Source organism: Salinicoccus carnicancri Crm, from assembly GCF_000330705.1.
Taxonomy (GTDB): domain Bacteria; phylum Bacillota; class Bacilli; order Staphylococcales; family Salinicoccaceae; genus Salinicoccus; species Salinicoccus carnicancri.
Genome location: NZ_ANAM01000001.1, coordinates 26,748 through 40,077, shown reverse-complemented (window position 1 = coordinate 40,077; position 13,330 = coordinate 26,748). Strand labels below are relative to the sequence as shown.

Annotated in this window: 11 protein-coding genes and 2 pseudogenes; 11 read left to right on the top strand and 2 right to left on the bottom strand. The window is 37.1% G+C overall.

Annotated features, from left to right (window positions below; translation table 11 throughout):
• The first annotated feature begins 49 nt into the window (after positions 1–49).
• The 7 genes from C792_RS14060 to C792_RS0100165 all read left to right on the top strand — a co-directional run bounded on the left by C792_RS14060 (position 50) and on the right by C792_RS0100165 (position 6,915).
• On the top strand, positions 50–832 hold the full coding sequence (locus C792_RS14060) for a rolling circle replication-associated protein (RefSeq protein WP_017547419.1): 783 nt from the start codon (positions 50–52) through the stop codon (positions 830–832).
• Between the two features lie 81 nt (positions 833–913).
• Positions 914–1,126, top strand: coding sequence for a DUF3173 domain-containing protein (locus tag C792_RS0100190; RefSeq protein ID WP_017547418.1), 213 nt, complete (start codon positions 914–916; stop codon positions 1,124–1,126).
• The gene (locus tag C792_RS0100185) at positions 1,113–2,321 is read left to right on the top strand and encodes a tyrosine-type recombinase/integrase (RefSeq protein ID WP_017547417.1); all 1,209 of its coding nucleotides are present in this window, start codon (positions 1,113–1,115) and stop codon (positions 2,319–2,321) included. Before C792_RS0100190 ends, C792_RS0100185 begins: the two co-directional genes overlap by 14 nt.
• A 473-nt stretch (positions 2,322–2,794) precedes the next feature.
• Positions 2,795–4,321 carry an IS21 family transposase gene (istA, locus tag C792_RS0100180; protein ID WP_017547416.1) on the top strand — a complete coding sequence of 509 codons (1,527 nt, stop codon included), beginning with the start codon at positions 2,795–2,797 and terminating at the stop codon, positions 4,319–4,321.
• Position 4,322: 1 nt separating this feature from the next.
• On the top strand, positions 4,323–4,883 hold the full coding sequence (locus C792_RS14055; RefSeq protein WP_017547415.1) for an ATP-binding protein: 561 nt from the start codon (positions 4,323–4,325) through the stop codon (positions 4,881–4,883).
• Positions 4,884–5,053: 170 nt separating this feature from the next.
• Positions 5,054–5,890 carry an IS21 family transposase gene (gene istA, locus C792_RS14050; protein ID WP_017547414.1) on the top strand — a complete coding sequence of 279 codons (837 nt, stop codon included), beginning with the start codon at positions 5,054–5,056 and terminating at the stop codon, positions 5,888–5,890.
• A gap of 65 nt (positions 5,891–5,955) precedes the next feature.
• Entirely contained in the window at positions 5,956–6,915 is a 960-nt protein-coding gene (locus C792_RS0100165; RefSeq protein WP_017547413.1) for an IS30 family transposase, read from the top strand.
• A 20-nt stretch (positions 6,916–6,935) separates the two neighbouring features.
• Here C792_RS0100165 and C792_RS0100160 read toward each other — a convergent pair whose 3' ends face one another.
• On the bottom strand, positions 6,936–8,891 hold the full coding sequence (locus tag C792_RS0100160) for a restriction endonuclease (RefSeq protein WP_017547412.1): 1,956 nt from the start codon (positions 8,889–8,891) through the stop codon (positions 6,936–6,938).
• Positions 8,892–9,124: 233 nt separating this feature from the next.
• Here C792_RS0100160 and C792_RS14705 point away from each other — a divergent pair.
• Positions 9,125–10,076: pseudogene (locus tag C792_RS14705) on the top strand (IS3 family transposase).
• A 79-nt stretch (positions 10,077–10,155) separates the two neighbouring features.
• Here C792_RS14705 and C792_RS15130 read toward each other — a convergent pair.
• A pseudogene (locus C792_RS15130) lies at positions 10,156–10,236 on the bottom strand (site-specific DNA-methyltransferase); the annotation flags it as partial.
• A gap of 453 nt (positions 10,237–10,689) precedes the next feature.
• On the opposite strand from C792_RS15130, the gene C792_RS0100140 reads away from it, so the two are divergent.
• The 3 genes from C792_RS0100140 to C792_RS0100130 all read left to right on the top strand — a co-directional run bounded on the left by C792_RS0100140 (position 10,690) and on the right by C792_RS0100130 (position 13,311).
• Positions 10,690–11,400, top strand: a complete 711-nt coding sequence (locus tag C792_RS0100140; RefSeq protein WP_017547409.1) for a GntR family transcriptional regulator — start codon at positions 10,690–10,692, stop codon at positions 11,398–11,400.
• 16 nt (positions 11,401–11,416) lie between these two features.
• Positions 11,417–12,472 carry an NAD/NADP-dependent octopine/nopaline dehydrogenase family protein gene (locus tag C792_RS0100135; RefSeq protein WP_017547408.1) on the top strand — a complete coding sequence of 352 codons (1,056 nt, stop codon included), beginning with the start codon at positions 11,417–11,419 and terminating at the stop codon, positions 12,470–12,472.
• A 77-nt stretch (positions 12,473–12,549) separates the two neighbouring features.
• A complete protein-coding gene (locus C792_RS0100130) occupies positions 12,550–13,311 on the top strand; it encodes an amino acid ABC transporter ATP-binding protein (protein ID WP_017547407.1) in 762 nt (253 codons plus the stop codon).
• Positions 13,312–13,330: the final 19 nt, after the last annotated feature.

Sequence of the window (13,330 nt, the reverse complement as noted above, 5' to 3'; positions counted from 1 at the left end):
AGGCCGTTAACTTGATAAACGTCATACAATAGAATCAAAAGGTGAATAGATGACAGAGGACAAGAAAAAGTTCCCCAATAATATTCCTAAGATTTTTGAAAAAACATTAGTGAAATCTTATCGATATGGTGAGACGTTAGAAATGACAACTTCAATTGGTAAGCAGACAATCATGGTGCTACCTGGTAAAAGGTATGTGGTACTTGAAACTGGAGAGATAAAAGATATGGATGTTTCTTCAGAAAGTAGACAAGACAATTTAAAATCTGTAAAAAATACAATGAAGAAGTTGAGAAGACTAATTGGTCATAATTTTCATGGTAGGAAAAATGAATTATGGATTACCTTAACTTATAAAGAGCATATTACAGATACTGAAAAAGCTTATAACCATTTCAAAGTTTTTATCAAAAGAATGAGAAAAGCATATGGGAAATTGGAATACATTTCAGTAATTGAACCTCAAGCTTCTGGGAGATGGCACTATCATGTGTTGCTTAAGAAAGATGACGAAAGTGAATTATATATACCAAATAAAGAGTTATCTTTATTTTGGGGAAGGGGTTTTACTAAAACTAAGAGATTAAAAAGTTCAGATAAAGTAGGTAATTATGTGGTGGCTTACTTGTCAAATTTAAAAATACCAGAAGAAAACGCAACGGAGGATAAAAAGTATATAAAAGGTGCTCGTCTTTATTTATATCCTAAAGGATTAAGGATATACAGGTGTTCGAGAAATATAATACAACTTTATGAAGAGACGGGGATAAAAGAAAGTATTTTAAAAAAGAATAACGTAAATCTAGAAAAAAATCAAATTATTCCAAAATGACTAAACATCTGAATCCAGTAGGTAATGAGATTATCTATGTCACGGAATTTTATAATGATTTGAAAGATTGAGGTGAATCTCATGAATAAAACAGTCACTAAAGATGATCTTATAGAATTAGGCTATCCGACACACACGTCTATCACTGTTATTAGACAAGCAAAAGATATTATGATACAAAAAGGGTATCCATTTTACAATAACAAAAGGCTCGGTAGGGTGCCTGTAAGTGTTGTTGAATCAATTTTAGGTGTTTCACTTCACAAGGAGACATCGAAAAATGGGAAAAACTAAATATGCATGTGTTTATACTGATGATAAAGGGAAGTTTTATTATCAAACAGAGCTGGGTATAGATCGAATTACAGGAAAAAGAATTAGAAAAAAAGGACGAAAAGATCAGTATGGTGTTCCTTTTAAAACTGCGAGAGATGCATATCGAGAGCTGACTAGAATTAAAAATGAGTTTCACCAAGTTAAGAGTTACTCTAACTATAATATGACTTATCGACAGTTTATGAATGATGTATATATCCCAGCGTATAAAACTGAAGTAGAGGAAAGTACGTTTATAGTAAGAAAGAGAGCATTTCATCATTTACTCGAACGTTTTGGAGATATTCCATTGAGGTCTATTACTATAGACCAAGTCCAAAGTTTCAAGACGTTTCTGCTCTCCAAAGATGCTTGTGGTTATTCACAAAGTTATGCTGGATTGTTGTTCGGAACACTTAGGCAATCCTTGGAGATGGCAGTGAACTTAAACTATCTTGATTATAATATCTCAAAGAAAGTTAAAGCAATCCCTAAAGCTCGAACAGTTACAGATTATTGGACAAAAACAGAGTTCGAAAAGGTAATTAACACTATATACATTGACGATTTTTATGAGCATCTTAATTTTGTCATGCTGTGGATTTATTTTATGACAGGTGTGAGAGTAAATGAGGGTACTGCTTTATGGTGGGATGATGTTGACTTTGAAAAAAAGAGATTGAGAGTGCATCATATGCTTATCGTGAAAAACAAAAATAATTGGAAACGTAACAATTATACAAAAACGACTGATGGAAAAAGAACGATTGCGCTTGATGATGATACTATAAAGATTTTAAAACAATGGAAAGAACGTCAAAATGAGATTGGAATTGATGATTTCATATTTAGTTATGATGGATTACCAATGCTTAAATCTACTGTGGCTAGAATTATAGCGAGATATTCAAAACTAGCTGGTATTCATAAAATTCAAAGCAAAGGATTAAGACATTCACACGCCTCTTATCTAATCAATGAGTTTAATGTATCAGTGCTTGTATTATCTAATCGCTTAGGTCACTCAAGTCCAGAGATCACATTAAGACATTATGCTCATATGTGGTCGGGCTTAGATGATGTGATAGTTGAGAAAATGACTGGCAATATAAAGATAGACACACCAACTTTTAGTAGTGTAAATTTTAAAGGTAATCAAGCGATAAAGAAATAATACCCACCAAAACCCCCACCAATAAGTTTAGAATTTGGTTAAAACATTGATATATTAAGGTTTAAAACCTACTATAATCTTATTGAGTGGGAATAACGATATATAATACTAAAACCCTTTAACTGCAATTGTTAGGGGGTTATTTTAATGAGGTTAAACATATTAAATAGAAAAATAAGGTGCATTGATGTGAATGGCAGTAATAAAGTGTAGGAAATCGGCAATTGAAAATTGTTGGTTGACCTACATTTTTTAATGAGTTCCTATGACATCGAAGGAGGGTATTCATGAGAAAAGATGTACGTTAAGAAGTCAGAAAGTGTAACTGCTAAACTAGATTCAACAGTTTTCCACAATTAAGATTAAACAGTTCTCTACAAATAAGATTCAACAGTTTACAAATCAGAAAGCCGCTTTTAGATATACTGAATGAAAGTATATTTAAAGGGAGAGAACAAGGAGTGGAAAGATGGATGATCTATCAAGAGATACACCGCTTAAAAAACATTGGATTTTCTAACAGTAAAATCGCAAAGCAATTAAAAATCTCAAGAAACCGGGTCATTGATTATTTGAGCATGACACCGGATGAGTTCGCAGAGTTTATGGCATCACTGCATAACCGAACCAAGAAGCTGGATCCCTATCAACATGAGATATTGACATGGTTAAAAGCATATCCGGATGCCACCAGTGCACAAATCTATGACTGGCTGCAAGATCACTTTGATATTCAATCCGTGGCTGAAAATACAGTACGAAACTATGTCAATCATTTAAGGGAACATTATCACATACCGAAAGTCACCGTGGCGCGGGTCTACGGCGCTGTGGATGAACTGCCGCCGGGCCAACAGATCCAGGTCGACTTTGGAGAAATCATGGTGGATACATCGTCAGGTGGCAGACAGAAACTGTATGTGGCCGGGTTTATCTTATCGCATTCCCGGTTCAAATATGTGGAGTGGCTGGACCGACCCTTTCGAACGGATGATTTAATCCGGATACAGGAGAATGCATTTCAATATTTCGGGGGCATGACCGAAGAGATCGTTTATGATCAGGACCGGTTACTGGCCGTCAGTGAGAATGCCGGCGACTTGATTCTGACTGAATCATTTACTCAGTATCAAAGATTCAGGCGGTTTAAAGTTGAACTCTGTAGAAAAAGTGATCCGGAGTCTAAAGGTAAAATTGAACAAGTCATTAAGTATGTGAAAAACAATTTTGCCCAGCATCGAATCTTCGATCACTTGAACACATGGCAGCAGGCCGCTCTGAGGTGGCTGAAACGGACGGGGAACTATAAAATCCATCATAATATTAAAAAAAGACCATTTGAAGTGCACGCCCTGGAAAAGCCGCATCTTCAAACAGTCTCTGGAAACTACAATATTGAATCGATTTCATATACTAATATAACAAGAAAAATCCATAAGGACAATGTCATTCGCTTTGAAGGGAATCGCTACAGTGTGCCGTTGGGAACATTTCAAAGTGACAGAGAGAATATCGCTTATGTCTCCGTCACAGATACCCATTTGAGTATTTCCTTACAGCCGGATACTCAACCCATTGCCAGTCATCAAATATCTGAAATCAAAGGGCAAGTCATTTCAGACCCGAGTCATCGACAGCGAGCACAAACGAAAAGAGACCGGCAAATCGCACAAGTGTATGAAGCAATGGATGATACTGAACTGGCAGCCTGGCTGGTGGACACGCTGCAGCGTCAATATCCGAGACACCTGACCGATCAATTGAAAATTGTACTGAAATCTGCCGAGCAATATCCACAACATATCAATACGGCGGTGAAAGAATTAAACCGCCTCGGATTGACCAGTGCGAATGATCTCAGAGATATTGCGATCTCGTTGGATATCCAGGCTGGCAGACACCAGTCCAAGCCAGCTGTCATAAATGAGAAATATAAAGATATGACAGCCCCGGAACGCAATCAAGAAATCTATTTAAAAGTGCTTCAGGGCGGCCAGTAATATGACAAACACTTATCATGACTTACAACAAAAATTCCGGAGCCTCCGGCTGGCAGAAACCGCAAAGGAATTGCCGAACATGCTTCGGAAGGCGGAATCACAGAATTGGACCTACTATGAGTTGATGGACCAGATCCTGGGTCATGAACTCGGCTGTCGAGAAGAAAAGAATCGGGCCAAATTGATGAAATGGGCGGAATTCCCGCAATATTTGACCTTGGATAAATTTAGATTGGCAGAACAGTCGGCGATTGGAGAGAAGCAACTGAATGTATTAAAGGAGCTGTCCTGGGTGGAAGAGCATTTTGCATTAATTATGATGGGACCCTCGGGCGTGGGTAAAACCCACCTCTCGACGGGTCTCGGCATTCTCGCTGTGAACCAGGGCTACCAGGTCTCGTTTGTCCCGATGGACCACCTGGTGTACATACTGAAAACACGGGAGTATATCAGCAAGTCCAGAACCCGATATAAACGTATGGCCGCCTCGGATTTAATCATCATCGATGACATCATGTATATGGCTTATGAACCGCAGGATGCACAGCTATTCTTTCAGTGAATATTGCATTCCATTTGAGCCGGCCATGCAGACTTTTGAGCCACGGAGTGCATTGAATTGAGCCACTCATTGCAGCAATCTGGTGCCACTATGAAAAATATATCAGTGCCTCCTGTATACTAATGGCGCACACCTATGGTGTGACATTAGTACACAGGAGGTTTTTTGATGTGATTCAATATCGAAAAATACTAGAACTCTATAAGCAAGGGATGAGCCAACGAACCATCAGTGCATCGATTGGAAGTTCAAGACAGACAGTCAGTAAAGTGATTAACCGGGCGAAAGAAAAGGAGATTACAGTACTGACAGATGAAATGACAAATGCGTGGTTAAAATCTCAGCTGTTTCCGTCTCAGACACCCAGAGGACGGGGCTTCGTTGAAGAAGACTGGCGCTATGTGCATGCGGAATTAAAAAAGAAGCATATGACCCTACGGCTGCTGCACAAAGAATACGAGATGCGGGCGGCCGATGAACAGCGTTTGGCCTATTCATACCGGACCTATTGTCAGCACTACAATGACTATGCCAGAACGCATCGGTTGACCCTGCCCATCAAGCGCAAACCTGGAGAACTGTTGGAAGTGGATTGGGCCGGAGAGACATTGCATTTGAAAGACCGAATGTCTGGCGAGGCGATCACTGTATATGTCTTTGTGGCATCTCTGCCATTCAGTCAGTACAGTTATGTCGAGGGGTTTTTAGATATGACCGCAAAGAGTTGGGGATTGGGGCATATTCATGCCTTTGAGTATTTTAAGAGTGTGCCTGAGGTGCTAGTGCCGGATAATTTGAAAACGGGCGTCACCAAGGCCATACATGCCGAGCCTGTACTCAACGAAGCATATCGAGAACTCGCGGATTATTATCAAACCGTCATTGTGCCCACCCGTACAGTAAAGCCGAAAGATAAGGCCAGTGTTGAAGGCAATGTGGGCTATGTCAGCCGACAGATTATTATGGGATTGAGAAACGCCGATTGTAAAATTAAGCTAGACACATAAAGAAAGCCACTCGTGATACACTCAAAATGTATTTCCGACCAAAGAAATCATAGGAGTGATCACGAATGACCTACACCCATCTTAGCACGGATGAACTTGTAATTATAGAATCTTATTTCCATCAGAATGCCTCTGTATCAAAGATTTCAGAACAGATTGGCCGAGCACGTCAGACCGTCCACAATGTGGTCACTTTCCTGAAAGACGGTCACACCGCATTGGATTTCTATAAGCGCTACAAGGCAAACAAGCAGCGTTGCGGTCGAAAACAGACGGTGCTGTCGAATGATCAACGCGCATATGTGGCAGAAAAGGTCGCGCAAGGATGGACGCCGGATGTGATTGTCGGTCGCCGTGAACAGCCGATCAACTGCTCCAGCCGCACATTGTACCGCATGTTCAAGCGCAAAGACTTTGATGTTTCCACCTTGCCGATGAAAGGAAAGCGAAAACCCAACGGCCATAAGGAACGCCGTGGGAGACAGGCTTTCAGACGGAAACTCTCTGACAGAAAGACGGACTACCCAGCATTCAAAGAAGCATTTGGACATCTGGAAGGCGATACCATTGTCGGCATCCATCATAAAAGTGCCGTTGTGACACTTGTAGAACGGCTGTCGAAAGTGATCATTACCCTCAAGCCCGAGGGCCGGACTGCAAAGGATATTGAAACAGTCATCAACGCATGGTTCCATCAGATTCCCAGAAATGTGTTCAAATCCATTACTTTCGACTGTGGTAAGGAATTCTCAAATTGGCAGTCAATGAGCAACCGAAATGATATTGATATTTACTTTGCCGACCCGGGCACGCCTTCCCAAAGAGGATTGAATGAACATTCCAATGGACTGCTTCGGAAAGACGGCCTGCCCAAGCATATGGATTTCAACACAGTGGATCAGAGGAAGGTTGCTTCAGTAGCCTCCAAGAGAAACCACATACCCAGAAAGTCTTTGAACTACCAGACACCGCTGGAAGCATTTATGAGTTACATGGATGTAGGCAGGCTGTCTAGCTTATTTTGACAAACGAAGCAGTATAAAAATTAAAGATTTTTCATAAAGAAATTAAATTTTTGCTTTAAATCTTGGGAAGAACCTAGGGCTCTGTATCCTTCTTTCTTTTTTTCTATACATGCAATAAATGGAGAAGATAAAAATAATAGCATATCTTCAATCTCTAATTTACTAAATTTTGATACATTTTCTTTATTAACATTTATTATCCAATATAGATCCCTTGATGTGAGCAACTCATCCTTATTATTAATAAATGCATCCATTATCGATAACATTAAATTGGCAATACCAATCATTTCATTTCTCTTATTATCTAGAACTTTAATATCTACCACACCTGGTTGATTAAAAATATTTATATATTCTTCAAATGAAAGTGGAATTTCCATATGCTTTTTATATAGTTCAGACAATAATTCAATATCTAGTAAAGCAACATTATGTTCAATTGCTCTTTTAGTTAATCTACTTTCTGAATTAAATGTATTTGCAATTATAACTATGTAGTCTGCATTGTGTTTTCTTTTATGTTCTTTTAAAGTATCAAAATCAACCATACTATCTGTTACCGCCCCACTATAAGTTGATTTTGCATCCACACAAACTGTATAAGAATATTGTGCTGATCCAGGTGACTTTAATAATACATCAGTATTTCCAGCCCCCCCAATCAACTTTGAATCAAATCCCATTTCTAAAAATATATTTCTAATAGCTTTTTCAAAGTTGGTAGGGTTCATTGAATCTCTGGATGTTTTATTAAGATCATTCAACAAAGTAAAATGTTCGCTTTTTTCTTTCTCATTTTTCCGATTTCCAATTATAGATGGTAGCTCTAATTCAAAATGGGTAATAAATTTTTCAGCACCTTCTGTAAGATGATAATTGTTTTTATAAAAGTAAATTAAACCAGCTTTCTCTAGAAGGTGAAGTCTATGACTAATATTAATAGATATATTTGATTGAATCTCATATGATAAAGAAGCTATTTCGGTCAATTGTTTCCTTGTTTTTGGTTCTTTTAGCTCTTCTAATAACTCGAGTATAAATTTATAACTATTATTATAAAAAACAACCAAATCAAGTATATTTTTTGATTCTAATAATAAGATACCTTGATTAGTTACTTCATAGGAAGATAATGAGACACGTTCAATAAGTTTTAAATTCATTAAATGGTGCAAGAAACTTCGAGTTGAGGTAGACTTTATTCCATAAGAACTTTCATAATACTTATATATTACTCTCTCTTCATTATTTTTATTAATAAATTCTAAACATTCAAAGATTGTATTAAATAAATCATTGAGTCCACCTGGGATATATCCTGTACTCACTTTCCTTTGAACTAATAGTTCTTGACTATGAACTATACTATCTAATGCCATGTCAGATAAATTAATGTTTAATTGACGATTAACTTCATTATCATAATTTACTTTAATGACAGGGACCAATTTTAAAATTTCTTTTCCTCTTCCATTTGTTTTATAGCAATGTTTATGATCTATGTATTCAATGGAACCTATATCCCTTAACCATTTAATTCTATCAAGAAATTGACTCTTTCCTTTCCATTCTAAATCATATTCATTTTTTGCATATTCTATTATATCTTGCAAAGTTCTTTCTATTCCATTACAGAAATCTAGAATTTCAACGAAAAATTTTAAATTACCATTAATTATACTAGTCAAAAATACATTATCATTATTTATTACCCATTCTTTTATCTCTTCAGAAACTTCCCATTTACTATTAAGTTTTTTTACTATCCCTAATGGCCTAATTCTAATTAGAAGTTCTTCTAAGTTATTATTCGTCTTACTTCCTGGTACAACAATCTTTTCATTGGTTGGAGTTCCATTTAGTACGTGATTTAATATAATTCTTAAAGTATGTGTATATCCACTGTCTCCTCTAGGTATCCTTGGTGATGCTAAAACTCTTAACTCCCACTCTCTTTGCTTTGCTAATTTCATATTTACACCTTCCTATTACTACATATTTAGTTTACTACTTAGATGAATATCCATAAGGATATAGTAAGATATTCAGGATCAATTTTGAGTCTTAATTGTTTAGTTATAATCTAATTTAAACACTAAAGTACTTAAGATACCAAGTTTTATTATAGATAGGCTACACTTGGTTGGACAGTTTCGTTAAGGTCCGTTACACTTTACGAAAATCGAACGCCGAGGAGTGCCAAACCATGACCAAGCGAAACCGTCGTAGCTTCACCTCTGAATTCAAGAAGCAGATCGTTCAGCTTTACGAAGGCGGCAAGCCAAGACAGGAAATCATCCGAGAGTATGGGCTGACGTCTTCCTCTTTCGACAGGTGGGTCAGTCAGTATCATGATTCCGTTTCGTTCAAGGAAGCAGATAACCGCTCGCCGGAAGAGAAGGAATTGATCAAGCTTCGTAAAGAGACAACGTCTCAATATGGAGAACGACATTTTAAAGCAAGTGGCGGTGACCATGGAACGAAAGTAGATGTGATCCGGAACAACCGTCACAACTATTCGGTATCAGCCCCCGAAGAGCACGTATTATTATGAAGCAAAATGAAAAGATACATCCGAAGAAGATGAGCTGACAGCCCGGATTGTAGATATCTTTCACCGAAGCAGGAAGAATTTCGGAACCCGTAAAATCAAGCATGCGCTTCAAACAGAAGGGCGCAAGGTTGTCGTCAGCGATTTGACGTATGTACGCGTAGGTACCCAATGGAACTATATCTGTGCCATTCTCGATTTGTATAATCGTGAAACCATCGGGTACAGTGCCGGTGCCAAAAAAGATGCAGCTCTTGTCCAGAAGGCGTTCGCTTCGATTCAGGGTGACTTGCGTGACGTTCAACTCTTTCATACCGACAGAGGAAACGAGTTTAAAAACCAGGCCATCGAAGAGCGACTTGAAACCTTTGATATTGATCGTTCCCTGAGTGAAAAAGGATGCCCTTATGACAATGCCGTTGCCGAAGCGACCTATAAGGTACTGAAAACAGAATTCATCTATGGAGAAACATTCGAGAACCTTAAGGAATTAGAGCTGGCCTTATTCGATTATGGCCACTGGTACAATAGCATCCGCATTCACGGGACGTTAGGCTATCTTACGCCGGCCGCTTATCGTCGGAAACACCTTAACGAAATGGTCTAGTTTTGTGTTGACGATCCAGTCTTCTTTAGCTATAACATTATAATAATAAATGTCCTTCTATCTTATATCCTCTTTAGCCCATTCCACCTTCTAAAACAGAATCTTTGTGTGGAAAATCGAGTACGACATCTGTATTGTATTTAAGATATTTTCCTTCGCTCATCTTTCATACACAGGATTCATGTCGATGTGACTGGGTGAAAACCTAAATAGCTTCTGGTCGCTGGCAAAGATGTACATTATTATTAAGTATTCTACTTCCTCTTTCAAATTTCTTTCTTCCTGTTTGTCAGCACTCCGCTTACCATGCTCACTTTCTAATCTGATTTCAAACCATGTCACTAGTATTCCTTTGACTGAACGACCATAAAAAAATGCTCTAATAGAGAAATGAGTAGGTACGTATAGTTCGATTTCAGTGGTGACATCAAAATGCTATAAGGACATTTTTCGTACAAAAATTAAAGGGCTCAATTATAAAAACATTAGAGTTGCCAAACTTGTTGCAACAAACGCTACGACTATTAATATAACTGAAAATTATAAATATTGCTTGTAATCTGAAATATATACGTTATAATATTTGTATACAATTATTTAGGTATACAAAGAGGTGATTACAATTTATGAATCAACAGACACTCATATAAGCAGGATATCGGCAAAAGATATAGCATATGAGCAAATTAAAGAGAAAATTATCAATTGTATTCTTAAGCCTGGTGAACCAATCATAAACGGGAAGTTAGGTGAGGAACTTGAAATAAGCCGTACTCCTTTAAGGGAAGCTCTGCAAAGACTGGAAGTAGAAGAGCTTGTAACTAGAAACTCTAATGGAACATTTCGAGTCGCCCCTATATCACCTAAAGAAGTTAAAGAGTTATTTATAATGAGAAGTAAACTAGAAGGGATTCTTATAAATGACGCAATTGATAACCTCACCGACCAAAATATAGAGTATTTAACCTATTTAACGAAGATGGTAAAGATCACCTCTAGATTAGAGGATTATGCTGATTCTGAAAATTTTGGGGGGAAATTTCACTCCGCTATCTACTCAATCAGCCAAAACTCAACTGTTGTAAACATCATTTATCAGTTGAATGATCGTATTAATAGATACAGAAGGTTGGCACATAATCATTTTGAAGATATAAAAGTCTCATCTGAAGAACATGAATACATTTTAGAACATATGATTAAAAGAGATAAAAAGAGCGCTGAACGTGAAATTGAAAAGCATATAATTACAGCTATGAAAGTAGCAGTTAAAGCTATTGAAGAATTTGAAAGCGCTATCATTAAGAAGGAAGATAAAATATAAACGTAGGGGTGTTTCTATGACTTATGCAGTAATTGGTGGAGGTAATACAGGTCAGGCAATTTCTGCTTATCTTTCATTAAACGGAGAGCAGGTACGCTTGTTTACTCGAAATCAGAACAGAGCCAAAAGAATCTCTGAGCACGGTTTAGAAGTTAAAGGTATATACTCAGGACACGTTGATTTTGAAGTAAGCACATCAATAGAGAAAGTTGTGAAAAATGCCGAGTATATAGTGATCTCAACGACGGCGGTTGGTCATAAACCTATTCTCAGGGCATTGAAGCCATTATTGGAACACAATCAATCGATAATTTTTATACCTGGTTATTGGGGAGCATTGGAAGCTGCACAAATATTGAAAGAAGATGTAGCTGATAAAAATATTACTATAGCGGAAACAAGTGCACAGCCATTTATCAGTAAGAAAGATGATCAAGGCTCTGTAACAATACCTAAAATTAAAAATAATGTCCTTGTGTCTACGCTGGTTACTCAAAATCGGCAACCTGAATTATCTCCAGAATTTTTAGATCGTTTTCCTCATCTGGTGACTTCAACAAATATTTTTGAAACTTCTCTTAATAATTCAAATGTCGTAGTTCATGTACCAATCTCAATATTTAATGGAAGTAGAATCGATAGCGCACAGCCATTTGAGTTTTATCCAGAAGGTGTTTCGCCCTTAACGGTAAAATATATCGAGAAATTGGATGAAGAAAGAAGGAAAATAGCAGATCTATTCCATGTGAAAACAAAGGATATACTCACTATTTTGAATAATTTCTATGATACTAATTATACGAACTTACATGATGCATTACCTGGTTTGTTCGCTTCAGGAGCAGGGCCGACTACTGTGGAGCATAGATATTTTACAGAGGATATACCTTTCGGCCTTGTAGCTATTTCTGAGATTGCAAAAAAGTCGGATATTAAACTTCCTTATACAGATTCATTAATCAATACATCTTCATTATTTTCAGGCGAAGATTATAGAAACACAGGAGTCAATCTGGATAATATATCCTTTAATGAATTGTTTAGTTTTGGCGGTATTACCGAAAGAATTTAATAAGTAACATTGTTAAAACGCGAAGCAAATAAAGTAAGTGGCCTAATAGTATTTATATATAAAGGGGAAGGGATTTTATGCTAAATATACAAAACTTAAAATTATCGTTTGGGGAGAAAGAAGTATTGAAAGGCGTAGATCTTAATGTGAACAAAGGGGATGTTGTTACTTTTATAGGGCCAAGTGGAACAGGTAAGACCACCATATTAAAGTGTATTAATTATCTTGTGGAGCCACATGAAGGGCAGATGCAGATTGGTGATATTAATATTGATTTTAAAAATATAAACAAAAAGGAGACACTCAAGCTCAGACGTAATACTGCAATGGTCTTCCAACAATTTAATCTTTTCAAAAATAAAACTGTATTAGAAAATGTTATGGATGCCCAGATTGCAGTACAGAAAAAATCAAAAAAAGAAGCCTACGACAAAAGTATCGATTTATTGGGAAAGGTGGGTTTGTTAGATAAAGAGAAAGATTATCCTTCTAAATTATCTGGAGGTCAGCAACAGAGAGTGAGTATTGCCAGAGCATTGGCAGTGGAGCCAGATATAATTCTTTTTGATGAACCTACTTCTTCACTTGATCCTGAGTTGGTTGATGAAGTGCTTAAAGTTATTGAGAGAGTGGCTAAAACAGGCGTAACAATTTTATTGGTTACTCACGAGATGGATTTTGCACGAAAAATCTCGAATAAAGTTGTATTTATGGAAAAAGGCAAAGTGGTTGAAGAAGGTCCACCACAACAAATCTTTGAAAATTCACAGAATGAAAGAACCAAAAAATTTTTAAGAAAATTTTATGCTAAAACCAATGAAATGGTAGAGGCGAAATAATAAAAAGGGGATGCGTTAA